The 22,773-nt window shown below is 39.7% G+C and carries 21 protein-coding genes; all 21 read left to right on the top strand.

The window, feature by feature from the left end; translation table 11 throughout:
- The first annotated feature begins 97 nt into the window (after nucleotides 1-97).
- Complete coding sequence (gene alaS, locus ACJQWY_RS03695; protein WP_407076409.1) at nucleotides 98-2,740, top strand: alanine--tRNA ligase; 2,643 nt, start codon at nucleotides 98-100, stop codon at nucleotides 2,738-2,740.
- A 67-nt stretch (nucleotides 2,741-2,807) separates the two neighbouring features.
- A complete protein-coding gene (locus ACJQWY_RS03690) occupies nucleotides 2,808-3,059 on the top strand; it encodes an IreB family regulatory phosphoprotein (RefSeq protein WP_407076408.1) in 252 nt (83 codons plus the stop codon).
- Nucleotides 3,056-3,514, top strand: coding sequence for a Holliday junction resolvase RuvX (gene ruvX / locus ACJQWY_RS03685; protein WP_407076407.1), 459 nt, complete (start codon nucleotides 3,056-3,058; stop codon nucleotides 3,512-3,514). Before ACJQWY_RS03690 ends, ruvX begins: the two co-directional genes overlap by 4 nt.
- Before the next feature lie 16 nt (nucleotides 3,515-3,530).
- Nucleotides 3,531-3,824 (top strand): DUF1292 domain-containing protein, encoded by a 294-nt coding sequence (locus tag ACJQWY_RS03680; protein WP_407076406.1) that lies wholly within the window; start codon nucleotides 3,531-3,533, stop codon nucleotides 3,822-3,824.
- Complete coding sequence (locus tag ACJQWY_RS03675; RefSeq protein ID WP_407076405.1) at nucleotides 3,824-4,129, top strand: DUF1292 domain-containing protein; 306 nt, start codon at nucleotides 3,824-3,826, stop codon at nucleotides 4,127-4,129. The genes ACJQWY_RS03680 and ACJQWY_RS03675 overlap by 1 nt, the downstream gene beginning before the upstream one ends.
- A gap of 170 nt (nucleotides 4,130-4,299) precedes the next feature.
- On the top strand, nucleotides 4,300-4,647 hold the full coding sequence (locus ACJQWY_RS03670) for a PadR family transcriptional regulator (protein ID WP_407076404.1): 348 nt from the start codon (nucleotides 4,300-4,302) through the stop codon (nucleotides 4,645-4,647).
- Complete coding sequence (locus ACJQWY_RS03665; RefSeq protein WP_407076403.1) at nucleotides 4,631-5,302, top strand: DUF1700 domain-containing protein; 672 nt, start codon at nucleotides 4,631-4,633, stop codon at nucleotides 5,300-5,302. Before ACJQWY_RS03670 ends, ACJQWY_RS03665 begins: the two co-directional genes overlap by 17 nt.
- On the top strand, nucleotides 5,292-6,164 hold the full coding sequence (locus tag ACJQWY_RS03660; protein ID WP_407076402.1) for a DUF4097 family beta strand repeat-containing protein: 873 nt from the start codon (nucleotides 5,292-5,294) through the stop codon (nucleotides 6,162-6,164). The genes ACJQWY_RS03665 and ACJQWY_RS03660 overlap by 11 nt, the downstream gene beginning before the upstream one ends.
- 241 nt (nucleotides 6,165-6,405) lie before the next feature.
- Nucleotides 6,406-7,575 carry a multidrug effflux MFS transporter gene (locus tag ACJQWY_RS03655; protein ID WP_407076401.1) on the top strand — a complete coding sequence of 390 codons (1,170 nt, stop codon included), beginning with the start codon at nucleotides 6,406-6,408 and terminating at the stop codon, nucleotides 7,573-7,575.
- A 325-nt stretch (nucleotides 7,576-7,900) separates the two neighbouring features.
- The gene (locus ACJQWY_RS03650; RefSeq protein ID WP_407076400.1) at nucleotides 7,901-8,560 is read left to right on the top strand and encodes a helix-hairpin-helix domain-containing protein; all 660 of its coding nucleotides are present in this window, start codon (nucleotides 7,901-7,903) and stop codon (nucleotides 8,558-8,560) included.
- Entirely contained in the window at nucleotides 8,560-10,782 is a 2,223-nt protein-coding gene (locus tag ACJQWY_RS03645) for a ComEC/Rec2 family competence protein (protein ID WP_407076399.1), read from the top strand. Before ACJQWY_RS03650 ends, ACJQWY_RS03645 begins: the two co-directional genes overlap by 1 nt.
- On the top strand, nucleotides 10,772-11,803 hold the full coding sequence (holA, locus tag ACJQWY_RS03640; RefSeq protein WP_407076398.1) for a DNA polymerase III subunit delta: 1,032 nt from the start codon (nucleotides 10,772-10,774) through the stop codon (nucleotides 11,801-11,803). The genes ACJQWY_RS03645 and holA overlap by 11 nt, the downstream gene beginning before the upstream one ends.
- A 210-nt stretch (nucleotides 11,804-12,013) precedes the next feature.
- Complete coding sequence (gene rpsO, locus ACJQWY_RS03635) at nucleotides 12,014-12,283, top strand: 30S ribosomal protein S15 (RefSeq protein WP_407076397.1); 270 nt, start codon at nucleotides 12,014-12,016, stop codon at nucleotides 12,281-12,283.
- A gap of 56 nt (nucleotides 12,284-12,339) precedes the next feature.
- Nucleotides 12,340-12,594, top strand: a complete 255-nt coding sequence (gene rpsT, locus ACJQWY_RS03630) for a 30S ribosomal protein S20 (RefSeq protein ID WP_407076396.1) — start codon at nucleotides 12,340-12,342, stop codon at nucleotides 12,592-12,594.
- Nucleotides 12,595-13,364: 770 nt separating this feature from the next.
- The gene (locus tag ACJQWY_RS03625; RefSeq protein ID WP_407076395.1) at nucleotides 13,365-14,114 is read left to right on the top strand and encodes an ABC transporter ATP-binding protein; all 750 of its coding nucleotides are present in this window, start codon (nucleotides 13,365-13,367) and stop codon (nucleotides 14,112-14,114) included.
- Between the two features lie 15 nt (nucleotides 14,115-14,129).
- Complete coding sequence (locus tag ACJQWY_RS03620) at nucleotides 14,130-15,935, top strand: FtsX-like permease family protein (protein WP_407076394.1); 1,806 nt, start codon at nucleotides 14,130-14,132, stop codon at nucleotides 15,933-15,935.
- A 208-nt stretch (nucleotides 15,936-16,143) separates the two neighbouring features.
- Nucleotides 16,144-16,599 carry an arginine repressor gene (argR, locus tag ACJQWY_RS03615; RefSeq protein WP_407076393.1) on the top strand — a complete coding sequence of 152 codons (456 nt, stop codon included), beginning with the start codon at nucleotides 16,144-16,146 and terminating at the stop codon, nucleotides 16,597-16,599.
- Nucleotides 16,600-16,602: 3 nt separating this feature from the next.
- Nucleotides 16,603-18,735, top strand: a complete 2,133-nt coding sequence (locus ACJQWY_RS03610; protein ID WP_407076392.1) for a transglycosylase domain-containing protein — start codon at nucleotides 16,603-16,605, stop codon at nucleotides 18,733-18,735.
- Nucleotides 18,736-18,747: 12 nt separating this feature from the next.
- On the top strand, nucleotides 18,748-19,086 hold the full coding sequence (locus tag ACJQWY_RS03605; RefSeq protein WP_407076391.1) for a YlbF family regulator: 339 nt from the start codon (nucleotides 18,748-18,750) through the stop codon (nucleotides 19,084-19,086).
- 184 nt (nucleotides 19,087-19,270) lie between these two features.
- Entirely contained in the window at nucleotides 19,271-20,461 is a 1,191-nt protein-coding gene (locus ACJQWY_RS03600) for a metallophosphoesterase family protein (protein WP_407076390.1), read from the top strand.
- Entirely contained in the window at nucleotides 20,451-22,766 is a 2,316-nt protein-coding gene (locus ACJQWY_RS03595; RefSeq protein WP_407076389.1) for an ATP-binding protein, read from the top strand. The genes ACJQWY_RS03600 and ACJQWY_RS03595 overlap by 11 nt, the downstream gene beginning before the upstream one ends.
- Nucleotides 22,767-22,773 lie beyond the last annotated feature (7 nt).

Here is a 22,773-nt window from a genome sequence, read left to right as displayed (position 1 = left end):
AGGATTTCGTCCCTGACTGTAAGAGGTCTATTTTTTTATTGTGAAAATCATAAGCAATGATTATAGTATTAAGTAATTTTAATAAGAGGTGCAGAAGATGAAAGAACTATCATCGGCCGAGATTCGGTCAATGTTTTTACGTTTTTTTGAAAGTAAAGGACATAGTATTGAACCATCACAGTCATTAATTCCAAAAGACGATCCAACTTTATTGTGGATTAATTCTGGGGTTGCGACTTTAAAAAAGTACTTTGATGGAAGTGTAATTCCTGAAAATCACCGGATTACGAATGCGCAAAAATCAATTCGGACCAATGATATTGAAAATGTGGGTTATACGGCGCGCCACCATACTTTGTTTGAAATGTTGGGGAACTTTTCAATTGGTGATTACTTTAAAAAAGAAGTGATTCCTTGGGCGTGGGAGCTTTTGACTAGTCCGGAATGGTACGCCTTAGATCCTGATAATTTGTATATTACCGTTTATCCTGATGACCAAGAAGCTAAGGAATGTTGGTTGTCGGTTGGGGTAGCACCTGATCATTTGTACGAAGAGCCTGATAATTTTTGGGATATTGGTGAAGGACCTTCCGGACCTGATACAGAAATTTTCTACGATCGGGGTGCTAAATTTGATGCTGATGATTCAGCCGAAAATTATCCTGGGGGCGAAAATGAGCGTTATCTAGAAATTTGGAATATTGTCTTTTCACAATTTAACCATTTACCGGGCTTAACAAATCATGCGGATTATCCAGAATTACCCCATAAGAATATTGATACGGGGATGGGCTTGGAACGTTTGGTTTCAATTTTCCAACACGCGGATACTAATTTTGAAACGGATTTGTTTATGCCGTTGATTCGTGCGACTGAGCAATTGTCAGGACAATATCATTACGGGGAAAGTGCCGATAAGGATATTTCTTTTAAAGTGATTGCTGATCATGCTCGTGCAGTTACTTTTGCAATTGGGGATGGAGCATTGCCTTCTAATGAAGGGCGCGGTTATATTATCCGTCGTTTGCTCCGGCGTGCGGTTTTGCACGGTCGGAAGTTAGGTATTCAAAACGCTTTCTTAGCACAATTAGTACCAGTGGTCGGCGAAATTATGGTTGATTACTATCCTGAAGTCAAAGCCAATGCCGAGTACATTAGTTCGATTGTAGCCGCTGAAGAAGAGCGCTTTAGTAAAACCTTGTCTGATGGACTGGACTTATTGAATTCAGTCATGGCCAAGCAAAATCAAGGACAAGAAATTGATGGGGCAGTGGCCTTTAAATTGTATGATACCTATGGTTTCCCATATGAATTGACCGTGGAAGCCGCTGAGGATGCTGGTATGACGGTTGATCGAGATGGCTTTGATCAAGCAATGGCCGCGCAAAAAGAGCGTGCACGGGCCGCACGTTCGGATGCGGCTTCAATGGGAATTCAAAATGAACTTTTGACTGATTTGAAGGTTTCATCAGAATATGTTGGTTGGTCTGAATTGACGGTTGAAGCAACTGAATTGACGGCGTTAATTCAAAATAATACGCTGATTGATGCAGCGGATCACGGTCAGGTGCAAGCTTTGTTTGCTAAAACGCCATTCTATGCTGAAATGGGTGGTCAGGTTGCCGATCATGGAACCATCCAAAATGAGGCTGGTGAAGTGGTGGCACAAGTCGTGGACGTTCAAAATGCGCCCAATGGACAGCACTTGCATACGTTGCAGCTTTTAGCTCCAATTCAACAAGGCGGAATTTATCGCTTGGATGTGGATCGGGCGTATCATGCAGCGGTTTCAAAGAATCACACGGCTACACACATGTTGGATCAAGCTTTACGTAACATTTTGGGTGAGCACACTGCACAAGCTGGATCTTTGGTGAATGCGGATGAATTACGGTATGATTTCACTTACAATGGAGCGGTCGATACAGCTAAGTTACAAGAAATTGAAGATTTAGTGAACGCTAAAATCATTGAAAACTTACCAGTAACTTGGGTTGAAACAGATTTGGAGTCCGCCCAAAAGTTAGGCGCAGTCGCTGTCTTTACTGAAAAGTATGGTGAAAAGGTGCGAGTTGTTTCAATTGGCGACTTTAATGCTGAATTTGATGGTGGAACGCATGTGCATTCAACCGCTGAAATTGGAATGTTTAAAATTATCAGTGAATCTGGAACCGGGGCTGGCGTACGACGGATTGAAGCCGTGACCGGGGAAGGACTGATGAAATATGTCCAAAATCAAAACCAGTTGTTAACACAAGTTGCTAAAACGGTTAAGGCGCCTGAATTAGCAGATGTACCAAATAAGGTCGTGGCTTTGCAAGACAGTTTGAAAGATGCCCAACGTCAAATTAGTGGCTTGGAGAAGAAGTTGGCTAATCAAGCTGCGGCAAGTGCCTTTAATCAAGTACAAACTGCAGGCAATTGGAGTTATATTGCAACTGAAATGGCCGTTGAATCAATGGATGCTTTGCGTGAAACGGCAGATAGCTGGAAACAAAATACACCATCAGATATTTTGATTTTAGCTGCTAACTTAGGCGAGAAAGTTAACCTTTTGGTAGCGATGAGTCCCGCGGCGAATGCACAAGGTTTAAAGGCTGGTGATTTGATTAAAGCTATCGCTCCAGCCATTGGTGGTGGCGGTGGTGGCCGTCCTGATATGGCTCAAGCCGGTGGTAAGAACCCAGCTGGGATTTCTGATGCGTTTGCCGCTGCACAAAAATGGCTGACAACTAAATAATATAGTGTACAATATAGTTAAAGTATGGACAGAGCTGTAGCTTCTATGTTTAGAAGGGAGAACACTTATGGCAGTTAATGAAAATACAACCGTTTTTAAGATCAATGATAGTAATCAATTAGATGTACGCCAAACGCTAGAGATTGTTTATGCGGCGCTGGAGGAAAAAGGATATAATCCGATTAACCAAATTGTTGGTTACATCATTTCTGGTGATCCCGCCTATATTCCACGCAATAATGATGCTCGGAATTTAATCCGTCGTTATGAACGTGATGAAATTATTGAAGCGTTAGTAAAGGATTATTTGAAGAAATGAGTATTTTTGGATTAGATGTTGGATCAAAGACTGTGGGCGTAGCGGTTTCTGATCCATTGGGGTGGACGGCCCAAGGGTTGGAAATTATTGCAATTGACGAGGATGCCAAAGAATTTGGGATGGATCGTATGCAAGAATTGGTGAAAGAACATCAACCAACTGGCTTTTTGCTGGGCCTCCCTAAAAATATGAATAATACCTTGGGACCACGTGCAGAAGCGGCTCAGGCTTATGGTGAACTTTTACAAGAGAAGTTTCATTTACCTATCGATTTTCAAGATGAACGGTTGACAACCGTTGAAGCAGAACGGATGCTGGTTGAAAAGGCAGACGCATCGCGAGCAAAACGCAAGCAGGTCATTGATAAGTTAGCGGCAGCGTTGATTTTGCAAAATTATCTGGATCGTAAAGGTCCCTTAGTCAATTCCAGTGGGTCACGGATGACGTTTGATTAATACGGAGGAATTAATAATGGATGAAGAACAAGATTACATCACTTTGATTGATGAAGATGGAAATGAAGAGTTATTTGATATCTTATTCGCATTTGATGAAACTGAGAAGTATAACAAACGTTATATTTATGTTGTTGCCGCTGGTTCTGAGGATGAAGATGAAGTGGATATTCAAGCCTTTAGTTCTGATATCGCCGATACTGAAGTCACTGATGAAGGTACTTTGGATATGATTGAAGATGAAGACGAGTGGAAGATGGTCGAAGAACGTTTGAATCAGTGGTTGGAAGAAAATGAGGAAGACGAATAATGGATCAAAACCATGATAACCTGAGCTTTACCTTTATTGATGAAGCTGGTGAATATCAATTTAAGGAACTTTTCCGCTTTGAAGAAAACGAAAAGTTCAAGCGCACCTACATTATTTTATATAATGATGATGAAGTTAGTGATGACGAAGACTACGAAATTCAAGCCTTTGTTTATGCACCCCAAGCTGACAGATTACAGCCTGAAGATACGCTTTTGCCCATTGAAACTGATGAAGAATGGGATATGGTGACCGAAATGATTAATACTTATTTTGACGATCCACAGTTAAATGGTAATTTATAAGCTATTTTAACTATTAAAACGTCTGACATTACTCTGAATTTGAGGTAATGACAGGCGTTTTTTGATTAAATTTAAAAAAAGAGTTGACTATATGTTATATGTAATATATTATAGCTTTATAAGTTATGTTATATCGCATATAATTAAAAAATACGGAAAGGACCATAATTATGAATATACAGGTACCAACCGTTCTATTAGATGGGACGGTCTTGTCCTTGGTGAATGAGCAAGATTTATATGGCTATGCAATTACGAAACAGGTCCAAAACCATTTAAATATTAGTGAATCAACCATGTATCCAGTCATGCGACGGTTACAAAAAAATGGATATCTTGAAACGTATGATGAAGCTTTTGAAGGGCGACATCGGCGGTATTATCGAATCACCAAGAGTGGACGAGTCCATTTAGCAGAAATTAGAGCTGCGTGGGGTGACTTTAGAGTGGCTGTGGACAATTTATTAATTAAAGAAACATCAGCAAATGGAGGTGATGAAGATGAATCCAGAAATTAAGGAGTATTTGGCAACGTTTGATCATTATCTGGCCCCCTTGCCAGAAGGGGAACGTGAAACGACGTATCGGTATTATGAAGAACTCTTCTTAGATTCGGGGATGGGAATCGATCAAATTTATCAAGAATTTGGGCAACCGAAGAATTTAGCACGGCAAGTTAATGCGAATTATGCAATGGGGTGGACAGAAATGGATGCTGATGACACGGTCGTAGCTGAAGGGGTACTGCCACATCGGCAGACTACGAAGCAACGGAACCCTTGGAATGCAGCATGGTTAATTTTGTTGGGTGTATTTGCTTCACCCATCTTAATTCCGGTCGCGTTATTCTTAGTATTTATTTTCGCATTAGTGATTTTAGGCTTGATCTTTGGAATTTTTATTACGGCTGGTTTGATGATTGGAGCAGTCTTCTTGAGTGTTGTAGCGATTGTGTTCGGTGTAGGTGTGATGACACAAAACATCATGATGAGTTTGATGTTAATTGGTGGCGGGGTAGCACTTTTGGGTGGAATTGTATTAATCGTGCCAATTGTCGTTTGGATCGTGTACGGCATTGGATGGATTGGTTATCGCATCGCACGATGGATTGGAAATCTAACTTTGAAGCGTCGACCAGAATTAGCTAAGGAGGACCGTCAAAATGAACAATAAAAAATTAAAAATTACAGCCTTAATCGGATTAGCTGCTATTTTAGTTGGTTCAATCATGGGCCTCATTGGTTGGTATGGAAATGATGGTAAATTTGATACATTAACTTATGATCATGGGTTTCATATTGAAAAATATGTGACACGGCAAGATTACGACGTGAAAGATGTTAAAAATTTAGAACTTGATACGCATGGTTCTGATGTCATAATTAAACGAGGCAATGATTTTGGCTTGAAGACGCGAATGCTAAGTCAAGATCGAGTGACGGTCAAGCGAGATGGTAATCATGTGACGATTAAAAACCAGGGTGTTGAATTGAAAAATGTCATGACTGGATATGATCAACCTACGATTACGTTAACCGTGCCAGTTGATTATCCATTGGATGAATTAAATATTAAGGTTCAAGATGGAACTTTAGATATTAGTAAATTAAAGGTGGAACAAAAAACCGAAATTCAAAATATCGATGGTGGCATTATTTTGAACCATGTTGATTTTAAAAATGGAAGTATTCGCAATGATGGCAATGGAACCCGCTTAGAGGGTGGTAATTTCCAACAAATGGAATTTATTAATAACGCGCCATTCCGAGCAATTAAGACCAATTTTATGGGTGATAATACTGTGAAGGTGCAAGATGATGAAGCTGTTTTGATTCAACCACAGAGCAATTTAGCGATGGATTTGACGGCACATGACGGGAATGTGGATGTGCAAAATCAAAAAGAATTACAGACACAACGGCATGAGGACGGTGATTTTAGCACGGAGAAGGTTACCTTTGGTCAAGATGATGAAAATAAGTTACATGTCATTGCCACGAACGGTGACATCCATGTTAGCGATGACGAAGAGTAATAAAAAAAATTACTAATTTCATTTTGGTAATTAATTTAAAAAGCTCACAATTTCTGTGAGCTTTTTTAGTGTCATTGTGTTGTGTATTATACAATGATGTGATATATTCAGCACATCATCTTAGAATAAAGGGGGGCAATTAATGAATTCATATATTACATTTATTCCATGTGCCACCGTAAATGATTTGGGACGTTTTTCATAAAATTTATACTATTTCTATTAATATAGAGGAGAAAAGATGAATAACGTCCTAAAAAAACAACCGTCAATTTTAATTATTATTGCCTTAATTGGTTTTCCGCAAATAAGCGAATCAATATTTACACCTATTCTTCCGGCTTTAAGTTCTGGTATGCATGTTTCAGCCCAAGAAGCACAGTTGACCATGAGCACGTATTTTTTTATGTTTGCTTTTGGTGTTCTATTTTTTGGTTGGCTCTCTGATAAACAAGGGCGTAAACCAGCTATGTTGTTTGGTTTGGTCATTTACTTATTAGGTAACATTGGGTTATTTTATACTGAGAATTTTGTTTATATTTTGATCTTCCGAATGGTCCAAGCATTTGGTGCATCGGCGGGCTCAGTTATAACACAGACAATTATGCGAGAATCATTTGATGGCATTGCAGGAGAGAAAGTATTTGCCAAAGTAGGTGCGGCATTGGCTCTGTCTCCAGCATTAGGCCCGTTGATTGGTGGATACTTACAATCAAATTATGGATATCGCAGTATCTTTTCCGCGCTGGTTATCATGGCCGTTTCGCTCTTACTATACACAGGGGCACGGTTACCTGAAACACGAAACGTAGATACAATAGAAAAACATGTTAGTTGGGTTGTTGCGATTAAAGAATTGGCCAAAAGTCCTAAGGTATGGGGATATGCGGTTTTAATAAGCGGAGTTAATGGAATTTTATTCAGTTACTATGCTGAAGCCCCATTTGTATTTATACAAGGATTTCAATTATCACCTGTGCAATATGGATGGACGGGGCTCATCATAGCTGGGGCTATTTTGTCAGGTTCAATAATTACGAATTACTTAGCTAACGTTTTTACAGGATTTCAGTTAATTGAAATTAGTTTAGTTGTATCATTGTTAGGCGGTTTAGTTATGTTTTACGGTGCAAATGGGCACTTAAATTTGATGTTGGTGGCAATTCTGCTGGTATTCATTGGGTTAAATATGATGTTACCAATCGTGCTGAGTCAAGCTTTGATTGGGTTTGAACATATTATCGGAACGGCAAGTGGAATATTTAGTTTTACCTATTATATGCTAATTAGTGCATTAACGTACCTTATGACTATAATGCACAACGGTAGTCTGTTTGCGTTACCGACTTATGTGATCATTTTATTAACTACTATGGCGCTGAGTTTGATATTGATTAAAGATCGAAAATAAAAATTAATTTTACACTCCTGAAAAAGGGGTGTTTTTTAGATAACGAAAAAAGAACTTTTGGAAAAGTTATAGCATATTCATAAAATATATTAAGAGGTAAAAATTAAATATCAAGAAGTTAATGTATAGGCACAGATGGTCTGAATGAATTAGAAGGTTTTACTGATGAAATAGCGCTTTTAGTGAAGGATAATAGCAATGCATTAGTACGCATGATGATACGCATCGCACGATGATGTTTTTTAAAGCTCACAGTTTAATTTCCGTGAGCTTTTTTAGTACTTTTAGTTTGTTATTATATGAGGCTTAAAAAGGGGGTGCCGCAATGCAATGGATTAAACAAAAGCGGTTATTGATTGGAATCTTGGTAATTTTAATGCTGAGTAGTGGTATCTTTTTGGCAGTGCAAGGCTCACGACAGCAAGCCACTGTGCCTGTTTTGGATCAGAAGGCGATGCTTGTTAGTGAACAGGGGACTTTGGAACAATCTAGTTTGGGGGCGGCGACTGCTAAAGCGGATGAAAGATTGTGGCGGATTGATGTTAAAGGGGGTGTGCAGAGCCCTGATGTTTATATTTTTAAAACCCAACCCGTGGTTAAAGATGTTTTACGGCGCGCTGGTGGACCTTTGGATGAAGTGGACTTAAAACGGCTTAATTTAGCGGCGCCAGTGGCTAATGGGCAAGTTGTATATGTTCCTTTAGGCGATGAAGCAGTTCCTACTGAATATCCGTTACCAGGCTTTAATATTGAAGGAACATTGCCAAAATCAGAAATGCGGAATGCAGAACATAATCAAATAAATATTAATCAGGCAACGCAAGCGGAACTAGAAAAATTACCGGGGATTGGTGCTAAACGGGCGCAAGATATTACAACCTTCCGGCAAAGTCATGGTCTGTTTAGGCAGGTGGATGATTTGAAAAATATTGCGGGAATCGGTGAGAAAACGCTAGAAAAATTGAAAGGTAGTATTACGCTTTAATGAAAACGGGGTATTGGTTTACGTGTGGTGTAGGATACGTATGTCTTTATAATTATGTATGGTGGCAAATTTGGTGGTTAATTTTCCCTATTTTATGGAGCGGATGGATTTTATATCAGCAATATCGCCCGCAAATGGGACTGAGCTTTGTCGGTGGGGCATTGCTTTTAAGCAGTGGTTGTTTACATCAGCAAGTCTTTCCGATAGCAATTAAGGAAGAACAACCGCTTACCGTTGAAATATATTTAGATAACTTGCGTCAAACGAGTCACGGTTGGCGGGGATCGGGTTGGGTTGGACGACAAGAAGTTATCGTTTATTTGTCACAGGAACAGGTTGCAGTAGCCAATTGGCGGAACCGAGGGATTAATGGCTTGCGAATTAATGGGGTAGGAGAAATTAGGCAACCTCGTGAAGCGCGAAACCGTTTTAGTTTTGATGAACGAAAAAATTTATGGCAACAAGGTATTGTACACCAGGTATGGCTTCGAAAAATTACGAATATTCAACAAGTCCAGCGGTTGGATACACGTCCTTGGTATGAAAATAGCTTACGGTTTTGGCATATGAAATTAGTGGATTGGTTTGAGCATTTACCACCAGCGTTAAGAGATTATGGCGAAACGTTATTTTTAGGTTACGTACGGCCTTATTTTTATCACGAAAATGTAGGGTTGCAAAAATTAGGGTTAGTCCATTTATTTAGTATTTCAGGATTTCAAGTGATGTTATTTTATCAAGCTTGGCGGTATGTGGGGCGCTATCTATGGATACCGCGGGGGTTGAACCTATTTGGTCTTCAATTTGGTCTTTTAGGGGTGTGGAGTTTTGCGGGCAATGTTTTATCTTTAATCCGACCAATTGGTTTAGCTAGTTTAATGTTGTGGCGTGAAGCGGGCTTGATTCGCTTGAATGGTTATGATGCGTGGGGGATAACTGCAATTTTGGGAGTCACGTTTCAACCCGGAATTTTTCAGACATTGGGCGGACAGTTATCCTATCTTTTAGCTTTAGGATTACTGACCGTTCAACAACGCCCTTGGTGGCAGCAAAGTCTTTGGCTAGGGCTTTTGATTATGCCATTGTTAGCCAATTATACAGGCTGGTGGCATCCTTTAGCATTAATTGTAAATATTATCGCGGTTCCCATTTTTACCTGGGTGATTATTCCAGTTATTATCATGGGGGTGATGGCAGCACTTTTCCATAGTACTAAGGTGTTAGCTGGTATGAATCAAATTGTCGAAAGTTTTCGAACGGTGCTTAAAATCTTAGATCAAGCGCCGCTGAATCTTAATTTTATGACATTGCCTAATATTTTGATTGGTATTTTGATATATCTACTATTAATTCTATTAGTGACTCAGCATAAAATATTGGGTTGGGTTTTAGGAATCTTAATTGTCATCTGGTGGGGATTTTCGGCGTACCCGGTTTATGGGAAGGTCGTCTTCTTTGATGTTGGTCAAGGGGATGCAACTTTGATTCGTCCACCCTTTGGTCAAGCGGTGACATTAGTTGATGTCGGCGGTAAAATGCAGTGGGGACGACCGAAAAAACAACTGCAGATCAATTATCAGGCTCAAGAATTAGCTAGTAATTTGAGTGCGTTGGGTGTGGCTAAAATCGATTATTTGGTGTTAACGCATCAAGACTTTGACCATATTGGAAATTTACCGGCTTTGAGTCGCCTAATCAAAATCGAACAAATTATTATTCCGGCAGGGATGGAACAGACACCGGCCTTTAATAAGATGATTGCTCCCTTACAGATTCCGGTGCAACTGGCTATAGTACCCCAAGCTATGGCAAACGGAGCAACGTTATTGCACCCATATCAGCCAGGCCGAGGACGTAATGAGGATTCCCTTGCTTTGTTAATCCCCTGTGGACCGGAAAATTTAATTTTAACGGGTGATTTAGATCGGACAGGCGAGCATGCGATTTTACAACGGTTTAAATTACCTGAGCACAGCTTACTTAAGTTGGGACACCATGGTTCTAAAACCAGTACCGCACAGGAATGGTTGCAAATTTTAAGGCCTAAAGTGGGGATTATATCGGCGGGAGTGAATAATCGGTATCAACATCCGAGTTTAGAAACTTTAATGAATCTGCAACAAGCGCAAATTCCTGTTTGGAACACACAGGTTCATGGTATGATTGAGTATACTTGGTTTTTGAATTGGACGTGGTGGAGGAGCTTTTTAAATGACAGTTAAATTTCAGCAATTACAAGAGGAAATTGTGCAGCAAAAGATTGCTCCTGTGTATTTAATGCAAGGGACAGATGCGTACTTGTTACAACAAGCTGAGCAACTATTTATTCAATTAGTGCCAGAGGATCAGCGGGCAATGAATTTGGCTCGCTATGACATGCAAGAGCAAGCTTTGGCGGTTGCTTTAGATGATGCTCGCTCCATTCCATTTTTTGGTGAGCGCCGCGTGGTAATAATTGAAAATGCATATTTTTTAACGGGTGAGCGCGTTAAGAGCAAATTAGAACAACATCCTGAGGAATTGATTGATTACTTAAACCAGCCTGAACCACAAACAGTGTTGGTGATTATGGCACCGTATGAAAAGCTTGACCGAAGAAAGAAATTGACGAAAATGATGCAAGAGCAAAGTGAGCACGTAGCTTTTGGTAATTTAACGGAACGTGATTTACAAAGCTTTGTGCAAACTAAATTGTCAGAGCAGCATATGGAAATTGATGCGGAGGGGATGGAGACTTTGATTCGCTTAACTGGGGCTAATTTAAGTACCATGATGAGTGAAATTGATAAATTGGTATTATATGTTTTGCCAGCCCAGCAGATTACTGCGGCAGATGTAGCACAAGTAGTTATCAAGAATTTAACGGATAATGTATTTGATTTAATCGATGATGTTTTGAGATTAAATTTTAAGGCGGCATTGGAACTTTATCACCAGTTGCTATTGAATGGGGAAGAGCCCCTACGCGTGCAGGGAGCCTTAACTAGTCAATTTCGGTTGTTGTTGCAAGTGAAGGCGGCTAAGACCAGTGAAAAAGGAACTGCAACGGCACTCAAGGTTCACCCATACCGAGTAAAATTGGCCCGTCAGACAGTGCGTCGTTTTAGTTATGGACAGTTGGCTAAAGCTTTTTTGGGTCTGGTTAAGATGGAACAACAATTAAAAACCACTAGGCGGGACCCTAATTTATTATTTGAATTATTTATTTTAGAGTATCAGTACGCTTTAAAACCACGGCGTTAAAGGCCTTATTTTACTAGTTGGGTGGGTTGTTAATTTGAAGTAAGAGGCCATTAATCCTGATGGTTTAAAAGAAAAGCTTGAAAGTTAGTACTAAATCAGGTAGTATAGGTAAGTGCAATTGATGCATGGACCTAATGCTGTGTCTTCACGGGTCACCGTCGGATTACTCGGCATTAGGCGACATTTTATTTATGAAAGGTGGATATTCCAATGGCAATTTCTGCAGAAAAGAAAACAGAAATCATGAAGGAGTTCGCACGTCACGAAGGTGATACTGGTTCAGTTGAAGTACAAGTCGCAGTTTTAACTGCTGATATTAACTCATTGAACGAGCACATGTCTGAACACAAGCATGATTTCCACTCACAACGTGGATTGATGAAGAAGATCGGTCGTCGTCGTAACTTGTTACGTTACTTGCGTAATACTGACGTTTCACGTTACCGTGATTTGATTTCTAAGCTTGGTTTGCGTCGTTAATCTTTAGTTTTCGATGTAAATGATTGTAAGACATAATTCATCAAAGGAGAATTGACATGCCAATTATCGAAGGATCAATTAAGCGTGCTCGTTTGAACAAAGTACAACGCGAGCACAACATTGCCCAAAATTCAGCATACCGGACTGAAGTTAAGAAGTTCCGTAAAGCTGTAGAAGCTGGAGCAGACAATTTGGAAGAATTGTATGTGAATGCATCATCAGCTTTGGATCGGGCCGTTTCAAAGGGCTTGATTGCAAAGAACAAGGCTTCACGTGATAAGTCACGTTTGGCTGCTTTGCTTAACAAATAATAATTAAAAAGGACCTCAATTTTTAATTGGGGTCCTTTTTTGTGGAATGCTAACTTGTGGTTTTATCGCGATATTTAATCTGATTTAGTCATGGTTAGCCATTGGCATTTAGGTTATAACTCATTTAAATAACTTGGTGAAATATATGCATGTTTTGGTAGAGGTTTGCGTTATCTTTATGTAAAAACGTATGAATGATGCCCATTATGGTGTTTAAAAAAATCTATATTCGTTATAATGTGTAGCGACAGACGGGTTATTATTGTGTCTAACGTGATGAAAGAGATATCTTTCTTATTTATCGACGAGTAACTATATTGATAACCGCTTAACGAGTGATGATAATTACAGAATAGAATCCAATTTATCAATAGGTCAAGATAGGCGTAAGGTGATGAGAATTAAGATAGCTGAAACAAATAATAGCTATGTACGCTCATTAATTAATTTTTGTTAAATCGCTGTAATTATTATTCAATTGCAGCTTTTTTCTTTTGAGAAAAACGTAGAATTGAAGCTTTCTTTTGAAGATAACGTTTCTATTGAGAACTTAAACGAAGAACCGATTAACATAGCTGCAAAAGAAAACGCAGCTTTTTTTATTATGTGAAATTGCATGATGAATGGATTCAAGAGAGATCGAGTATAAATTAATCAAAGATATGTTATAAAATACTTGACATAATATTGTTTCGAATATAATATACTATATGAAAGTTGTTATACGGCGTATATGTTATTTTTTAATCAATATTAAAGGGAGTATAGTAATGAATATTTTAGATGTAAAAAATCTGACTAAAGTATATGGTAAAGGGTCAGAACAAAAATTTGTCGCATTAGAGAACTTAAACTTATCTGTCGCTAAGGGGGAATTTGTGGCAATCATGGGCGCCTCTGGTTCTGGTAAATCGACTTTGTTGAATAATATATCGACTTTAGATGTTCCAACTTCGGGTGAAATTTTAATTGATGGTGAAACGTTAACTGGCTTAAAAGGAAAAGCATTAGCTGATTTTAGGGCCCGCAAGATTGGTTTTATTTTCCAAGAATTTAACTTATTAGATAGTTTGACGGTTTATGAAAATATTGCATTGCCGCTTTCGCTCCAAAGAGTACGGTCTAAGGATATCCGAGTGGCAGTAAAACGCGTGGCTAAGTTATTAAATATTGAAGATCTATTGCAGAAATATCCGAATCAATTATCAGGGGGACAAAAACAGCGCACAGCTTCGGCACGTGCTTTGATCCATGAACCAGCTTTGATTTTGGGGGATGAGCCAACGGGAGCCTTGGATTCTAAGAATGCTGTAGATTTGTTGGAGACGATGCAGGCTATGAATCAACAACAAGGAGTTTCGATTTTAATGGTGACGCATGATGCTATGAGTGCTAGTTATGCTGACCGGATTTTATTTATTAAAGATGGTCAAGTACATCAAGAATTGATTAAAGCCCAAAATGAGACTAACCAGGACTTTTATCAAGAAGCCTTACGTACGGTCGCTCAAGAAAATTAAGCAAGGAGCAAAGAGATGTTATTCAAATTATCATTAGCGGGCTTTAAGGAGCGCCGTCAAGATTACCTAGTATTATTTTCAGGACTTGCGTTCGTAGTCGCTATTTTCTATATGTTTGAATCGATTGCTACGAATCAAGCATTCATTCATAGCACATCTGCGGCAGCAACTTTACCAGTGATCTTTAGAATTGGTTCAGTCTTATTAAGTTTAATTACGATCATCTATATTACGTATGCTAATTCATTTTTGTTGTCTTTACGACAGCGTGAATATGGAATGTATATGATGTTAGGGGCCCGCAAAAATAAAATTGCCCAAATTATGGCAGGAGAGACTTTGTGGTTGGGCTTGATTGCATGGGTCATTGGAATTGGATTAGGACTGGGCTTAACCGCTGGCGTTAGTCAGTTAATAATGAAAGTATTGGCTATCCATCATACTAAGTTTACGGTTTGGAGCGGTAAGGCTTTATTAGTGACATTAGTTTTGTTTTTTATCTTGTTTGTGATTGCGGCTATTTTTAATGCTGGTATTTTAAGTAAAAAACGCATAATTAATTTGTTGCGTGCAGATCAACAAGCGCAAACAGTACGTTTGTCAGGCTTGAAGCGCATTGGTTTGTTAGTAGTTGCTTTGATTTTATTAGGCCTTGGCTATTGGGGAATTTATCGTGTTGGAGGCGGGGATAAATCAGTTATTTTTGATTTAATTCTTGCTTTAATCACAGTTCCAGTTGGGACATATTTAGTTTATTTGGCAGCTGTGCCCCAGTTAATCCAATGGTTCAGATTACGTCCAGGAACGATTAGTCATGGCTTGCATACTTTTACGTTTGGACAAATTGAATTTCGGATGGGCCAATATGCCAAAATGTTGAGCGTAGTGACTATTTTATTGGCTTTGGCATTAGGAAGTATTACCTTTGGGTTTGGTTTTGCGCATCAGGTGCAAAAGGTCAATGATAAGTATAATTATTATGATACAATTTTGAATCAGCCTAATCGTCAAGAAATGAAAATGTTAGATCAAGTTAAGGGGTCTAAGCAATTAGTTGATTATCGTTATAAAGTTCAAGGCGAACAAGTTTATTTTTTAAAGGATGATTTGCAGCAACATAAGCCAGTTGATAAGCATTTAGAAAAAGGACAGAAATTATCAAATCAAGATTTAAACCGGCCGATTTTATCGGCTGCTTGGCAACAAACGTTATATGGTATTTATCCAGTTTATCAATTGAAAATTACCCCGGAAATTAAGGTGGCTGATCAAAAGGAATTTAATCAATTGGCGGGCGGAACGCAGCGCTTAATGACGGTTAAAACCGACCGTTTCCATGATTATCATCATTTATGGGGTGAATTAGATCGAATTGAAATGCAACGGCATCATGTTGAACGGCAGGATTATTTGAGTCGTTATGCGGAGCAACAACAAATCCAATCGGCTGCGAACGGCTTTGAATTTATGGGCTTCTTTTTAGGAATAGCATTTTTGGCAATGATGGCCAGCACGTTAATGTTTAAAGTCTTAAGTGGGGCGCAGGCGGACCGAAAACGTTATACGATGTTAATGAAGGTTGGTGCAACTCGTCTAGATATGCAACGCGCAATTTGGCGCGAAATCGGATGGTTGTTCGTTATCCCAGCCATAGTTGGTGCAGTACATGTAATTTTTGGTTTGCAGATGTTTAGGCCATTATTAGATAACCCATATGCTGATTTATGGATTCCATTTGGTATTTTTGCAATTTTATATGTGATGTATTATTTCATCACGGTAGGTTTATATCAAAAAATTGTGTTACCAAAACGGGCTTAATTGATTAAAAAATGAATGATGAAAAACTGTGACTTAGATCTTGTGAACTAAGTTGCGGTTTTTATATAGGATGATTTTCTACTTATTAATGGCAGAAATGGTAAAATAAAAGGATAAAAACCGCCATTGTAATAATTTTGTGGTATATTTAAAATTGATGATTGGTGTACGTTTAGATAGAATAAATGAGAACGTAAAGGGGATTCGCATGATTTTAAAAAAACGTGATCGACAAAATTTAATTTTGGATATTCTGACGCAAGAAGTAGTAGATTCACAAGAAGAATTGGTGCGTAAAATTCAAGAAGCAGGTTATGAAGTAACCCAAGCGACGATTTCTCGCGATATTAAAGAATTACGGATTGTGCGGCGAGCTGATAAAGATGGTCGTAATCGTTACCAGGTCATGCGCGAAGGCACAGACACAGCTTCGGATGGGTTAGTAAACGGTGTCCAATATATGTTGAGTGAAATCACGCGGGTTGCATTTATGATTTCGATTCAAACAACACCGGGAAGTGGCAATCGTTTAGCAGCCTTGATTGATGCAGGTCAACTTCCAGAAGTGGTATCGACAATCGCAGGACATGATACAATTCATGTTTTGTGTCATTCCGAGACTGCTGCACAAGAACTAGAGGAACGGTTAACAAGTTGGTTATAATTTATGGATATATTAAAAAAATTTTTAGAAATAATGCGTGGTGTACATGCAAAATGTCAAGAATGGTACCATAAGCTGCAAGCTAGATGGCGAAGGACATTAGGTCCCATTTGGCATCGTTTCCAAATTACTCGTTGGATTATTGTAGTTATTTTAACGTTAGCCTTGGTTATTAGTGCGCTGGGAACGTTTGAAGCTAAAACAACGGATGTTTCTAATTTAAAGGCGCGTTTAAAAAGTACGACGGAAATTTACGATGTCAGTGGTAATAAAGCTGGGTCAATCGCGGGTGAAAAAGGGACCTATGTTTCATACAAGCAAATTTCGCCGACAGTTGTTGACGCGGTGATTTCGACGGAGGACCGTAATTTCTATCATGAATATGGTTTTTCTATTACCGGAATTGTGCGCGCGGGCTTGACGATTATTTGGCATAAATTAACGTTTACGAGTACAAATGCGCTCTCAGGGGGTTCAACCTTGACGCAACAGTTGGTTAAGAATGCCTTTTTAACTCAGAATCAAACATTAACGCGTAAGATTCGGGAACTATTTTTGTCTGTTCAAGTTGAAAATGAATATAGTAAACATGATATCTTATCAATGTATTTGAATAATGCTTATTTTGGTGAAGGAATTTGGGGAGTTCAAGACGCGGCCCAAAAGTATTTTGGGGTTGATGCCATTGATTTAAATCAACAGCAAGGAGCAATGCTAGCTGGAATGTTGCAATCACCCAATGGATTTGATCCTTTGCAAAATCCGGAAGCGGCTAAAAATCGTCGTGATCAGGTTCTTTTGAATATGGTAGCCAATAAAAAGTTGACGCAAAACGCTGCGGACCAGTGGGCGGCCACGCCAATTGGGGCAACCTATCATAATATGACAAGCTCAAGTTACGAATACCCATATTATTTTGACTCGGTGATTGATGAAGCTATTAGTAAGTATCATTTAAAAGAGCAAGATGTAATGCAAAATGGTTATAAGATTTACACTTCAATGAATCAGACAGACCAAACTAATCTACAAAATGATTACCAAAATAGCTATTTGAACCCAATTGGCCCCAGTTCACAAGCAGCTTCAATTGTTTTGGATGCCAAGACAGGTGGGGTGCGCGCAGTGGTTGGTGGTCGTGGTGAACATCAATTCCGAGGCTTTAATCGAGCTACGCAAATGAAGCGTCAACCGGGGTCAACAATCAAGCCGATTGTCGACTATGCACCGGCGTTGAGTCATGGTTATGCGTATGATTCGATGCTGCCTAATCATGCGATGACCTTTGGAACGAATAAGTATGCCCCTAATAATGCGGGGGATGTGACAACTGAGGACATACCAATGTATGTTGCTTTGGAACGTTCATATAATATTCCAGCAGTTTGGATTAGTGAAAAGCTGGGGATTGATACTTCTTATCAAGCCGGGTTGAAAGCTGGCTTGCCATTAACGAAGGATGATAAGAACTACGCAATGACAATTGGGGGCTTGAGCAAGGGAGTTTCTCCTATGCAGATGGCGCAAGCTTACACTAGTTTTGCTAATGAAGGTAAGATGTCAGATGCCCATTTTATTACAAAAATTGTGGATGCGAGTGGTCGAACCGTGGTTGATACGGTTAAAACTAAGCAAACACGGTTATGGTCAGCGAAAGTGGCGAATGAAATGACGAGTATGATGCTTGGCGTTTATACTAATGGAACAGGAGTCCCAGCGGATCCGAGCGGTTATACAGTTGCTGGGAAGACGGGAACTACTGAATTTACCGCCAATGAAGACAATCCCAATGCAGCTACTGATTCTTGGGCGATTGCATATACGCCAGATATTGTGAACGTAACGTGGACTGGAAATGATAACGGTGAGATTATTCCGTCAAGCTTGGCGTCAACGGCGGCACCGTTGATGAAAACTTCGTTGGAGCAGATTATTCCAAATACAAATCAAACGGCCTTTACAGTGAAGAGTATTCGCGAACGAAATAGTGCCGAAAGTTGGAATTCAAGTAGTACAAATAGCTCAATTTCTGATAATATTAATGGGGTAGCTGGCGGATTACGTTCAGCTGGTCAAACTATTGTTAAGGGCGCCCAAGCTGTTTGGAATGGGGTCCGTGGAGCTATTGGATTTTAGAGGAGCCATGAAATGATTAATATTTATGATAATGTGAATGCAACTGCTAAGGATTTAGCACAAACGGAGCAATATTTAGCTTTAAAGGATGCTTTGGTAGCCGTACATGCTGATGCTGATGCTGAATCAGTCTTCAAGCGTTTTCAATCAGAACAACAAGCGATTCAAGCAGCGGTTCAAGCTGGTCAAGAACCTACGCAAGATCAAATTAAGACTTGGCAAGAAGTTGCGGCTGATATGGATAAGTCAGAAGTATTGCAGACCTTAATGCAGGCTGAAGGGGCGATGAATAATCTTTTGCAAGATATTAATAGTATTATTACTAAGCCGATCGCAGATTTATATGAATAATTTCAATTAAACTGTGGAGTATAAGCATTTTAAAGAAAGGGGGAGGAGATCATGTTGATGATCAATGCCCTCTTTTTAAGTACATATTAAAGAGATGTTAAATTTCTGATAGTAAAAGGAAAGGGTTGATTCAGTCTGGCGAGGATTATGAATATATTTGGCGCAAACCGAATGGAGGTTAAAAATGAAATTCATTCATGCAGGTGATTTACATTTAGGAAATGCTTTTTTGGATTTACCCCAGCTCCCTGAGTGGGTCTTAGAACATGTCCAGTCCGCATCGATGTGGGCTTTGGAGAGCTTAATTGACACTGCCATCCGCGCGCAAGTGGATGTAGTTTTGTTTCCAGGAGATATTTACGATACGCATATGCCTAATCCGCACGTCCAGTGGCTTTTTCAGCAACAAATGGAGCGGTTATCGGCAGCGCATATTCCAGTCGTCCTTGGTTTTGGAAATCATGATTATACAGATACGATGGATGGACCGCTGCATTTCCCAAAGAATGTGACAGTATTGACCAATCAAGTGCAGACAGTACGTTTGGTAATGCAAAATGGGGAAAACGTGGCTGTTTCGGGCTTTAGTTATCCAAAACGGCATCTGAAAAAAAGTCTGGTTGCAGCCTTCCCAGTTCGTCAAGCTGATGAGGACTTTCATATTGGAATGTATCATGGTGCGCAAGACCATGGAGATTATGCGCAATTCACTTTAGCTGATTTAAATCGTAAACATTATCAATATTGGGCTTTGGGGCACATTCATGTACGGCAAACCCTGCAAGCTGAGCCTTTTATTGGATACTCTGGAAATTTGCAAGGCCTCAATCGGACAGAAATAGGGCTAAAAGGTTTTTATTTGGTACAAAGCAATCAACAGGGGCAACTGATTCCTGAATTTCAAGCGTGTGCGCCGGTAATTTGGACGCAGGTGCATGTACAATTGACCGAGCAGATGAACTGGTCGGAAGTGATTGACCGAATCCGACACCAAATTCAACGACAAAATAAATTTCAATTGGTGGAAATTGATGTGGAGCAGGTACCGCATAAGTTGGCGGCAGGGTTGCAATCGGTGGCATTTATGAATCAATTAAGCGAACGAGCTCAGGCGACGGATAATTTTTGGATTCATCGAGTTGAAGTACGAATAGCGGGGCAAGGAAGTCAACTAATGGAATTAGGCACAGAAAATTGGCAAGCACAAAAGCAGGGGTTAGTGACGACCGCGCATTTGGAAGATTTGGGCTTAAAGTTGGTTGATGATTTAGAATTGTATGATTATTTTCAAAAATCGCAAACGCAACAAGACATTGGGCGAGCGATGGACGAGGTCATCCAAGCAATCCAACGGGGGCAGTGGCATGCAGATTAAGCGAATTGAAATTCAATATTTTGGATGTTTTCAAAATGAAATATTTAATTTACAAGCGGGCTTACAAGTTATTTATGGGTTGAATGAGACGGGTAAGACGACTTTGCATCGATTTATCAGTGGAGTTTTGTTTGGCTTCCCGAAAGCGCGGGATACACAAGGGAATGACTTAAACGATGGCGGGGCTTTGATATTGGAATTTGATAATCAACTATATCGAGTAGCACGACGGTGTGTTAATAAGGCGAGTCAATTATCGGTCGAAAATTTGACAACTGGTGAACAAGCCGTAGATGCAGAAAAACAATTGAAAACTTTGCTACAGCCGCTTAACCAACAGTTGTATCAGGCAATTTATAGTTTTAATCAAGATGATTTATTGAAAATTTATACATTAGACACAGCGGAATTAAATGAAGTTTTACGTAGCGTCGGTTATCCCGGAACGGATGAGTGGTTGAAAGCCGCGAAACAACTGCAACGGCAGGCAAGCCAACAATTGGGGAAAACCAAAACGGCTAAACGACCATTGAATCAGGCTTTACGTCAATTGCGAGTATTGCAGCAACAATGGAATCAGCTAATGCAAAAGGTGCCCGATGTGAAGCGATTACAGCAACGGCAGGTTCAACTTCGTGCGGATTTAGTTAATTTACACCAAAGTCAAGTGCAAGAACAGGTAGATTTACAGGAACAAAATCAGTTGACATTACAAATGCCGCTGTGGGAAAAGATTCAGCGTCTGAAAAAAGAAATTCAAGCGAATCCGGACTTGTTGGACGCTAAGCAGCAAGCAGACGTTGAAACGACGCTGCAAAAATTACAGTTATTAGCTGAATCATCAGACGGGCGACCGGAAGAATTTAAGCAATTTCAACAGGCAATGCAAACATTGCGCCAAATTCAGCAACGGGGGCAGACGGTACATGAAAATATCCGACAATTGGAAGCGATGTTGCATCAATTGCATGAAAAATGGCAACCAGATGCTTTACCAGCACCATTGACCGTTGCGCAGTTAAAAAGTCTGCATGCCTATCAATCAGGGGATCAGCATGGTACAGCATCAGGTGAGACCAATATACAAAAAGGTTTTGGCTTGATAGGCCTGTTGGGACTGCTTTTGATTTTGGCTGATCAGTGGTCACTTTTAGGCGGGGGGTTAATGGTAAGTGCCGGTTTGTATTTGGGATGGTATTATTGGAAGTATAGGACAATAGCTGATCAAAAAATAAGTTTGTCAGGTTATGAAAATTGGGATGCAGCAACCATCGAGTTGGCGCAACCTGATGCTCAACAACAAGCCCTATGGCAACAACAGTTGCAGCAATTAAAGAGAGAAGAAGAACAGCTTATTTTCCGTCAGCAAAAGACATTGATGGAATTACGTAATTTAAGTCAGCAACCACAGGCTGATGTGGCGCAGTTGCAAAAGACTTATGCTAAGTGGCAGTTGCAGCTGCAAGTTCAGCAAACGACGCAAGCACAACGGCAGGAATATCAGGCACTTTTGCAAAGACAGCTGCACCAATTAGGTTTAGACGATGTGGCAGCTTATCAAAAACGTAAACTGGTTGATCAACATACACGAGCATTACAAGTACAGCTGGAAGCATTGGAGCAACAATTAGGGGATGTCGACCAGCTGGCGCTAGCACAGTTTTCAGCCATACATTCATCGGATACTGATACAGCTGCGGAACAAAAAGTTGGTAAAATCGAGGCGCCGGATAAGCAAGCACAACAATTGCAAGCGGAATTAGCTCGTGTAAATTATGAGCTAACAGCTTTTGAAACTGATACTAATTTAGAGACGTTAAATCAAAAAATTGCCACGCAGCGTAGTTTATTACAAAATGAATTTCAAAAATATTTTGTAGAGCAACTGAGTGCGAATTGGATTCAACAGACCGTCGCGCACTTAACGCAGGTGCAGTTACCGCATTTGTTAAAAACAGCGAGTGACTATCTGCAACGTTTGACCCAACAGAAATACATTCAAATTGTGGATCAACAAGGACAATTAAAGTTAAAGGATCAGTCAGAACACTTTTGGAAGTTGGATGAAGTCTCGCGAGGGACGGCAGAATTAATTTATGTCACTTTGCGTTTAGCATATGCATGGCAATTAAAAGCGCAGTGGATTGGACCTCTCTTGATTGATGATGCGTTTGTTGACTTTGATGAACCACGACGTCAAATTTTGTTTGAAATTTTAACTGAATTTGCGACGGCGGGGTATCAAATTTTATATTTTACAGCGCATGATAACTTGACGCTGAAACCAGCTTTAGATTTAAATTAAGAAGAAT

The organism is Weissella kandleri (assembly GCF_045504165.1).
Taxonomy (GTDB): domain Bacteria; phylum Bacillota; class Bacilli; order Lactobacillales; family Lactobacillaceae; genus Weissella; species Weissella kandleri_A.
The sequence above is the reverse complement of the archived record's forward strand: the minus strand, read 5'-3'. Positions and strand labels throughout refer to the sequence as shown.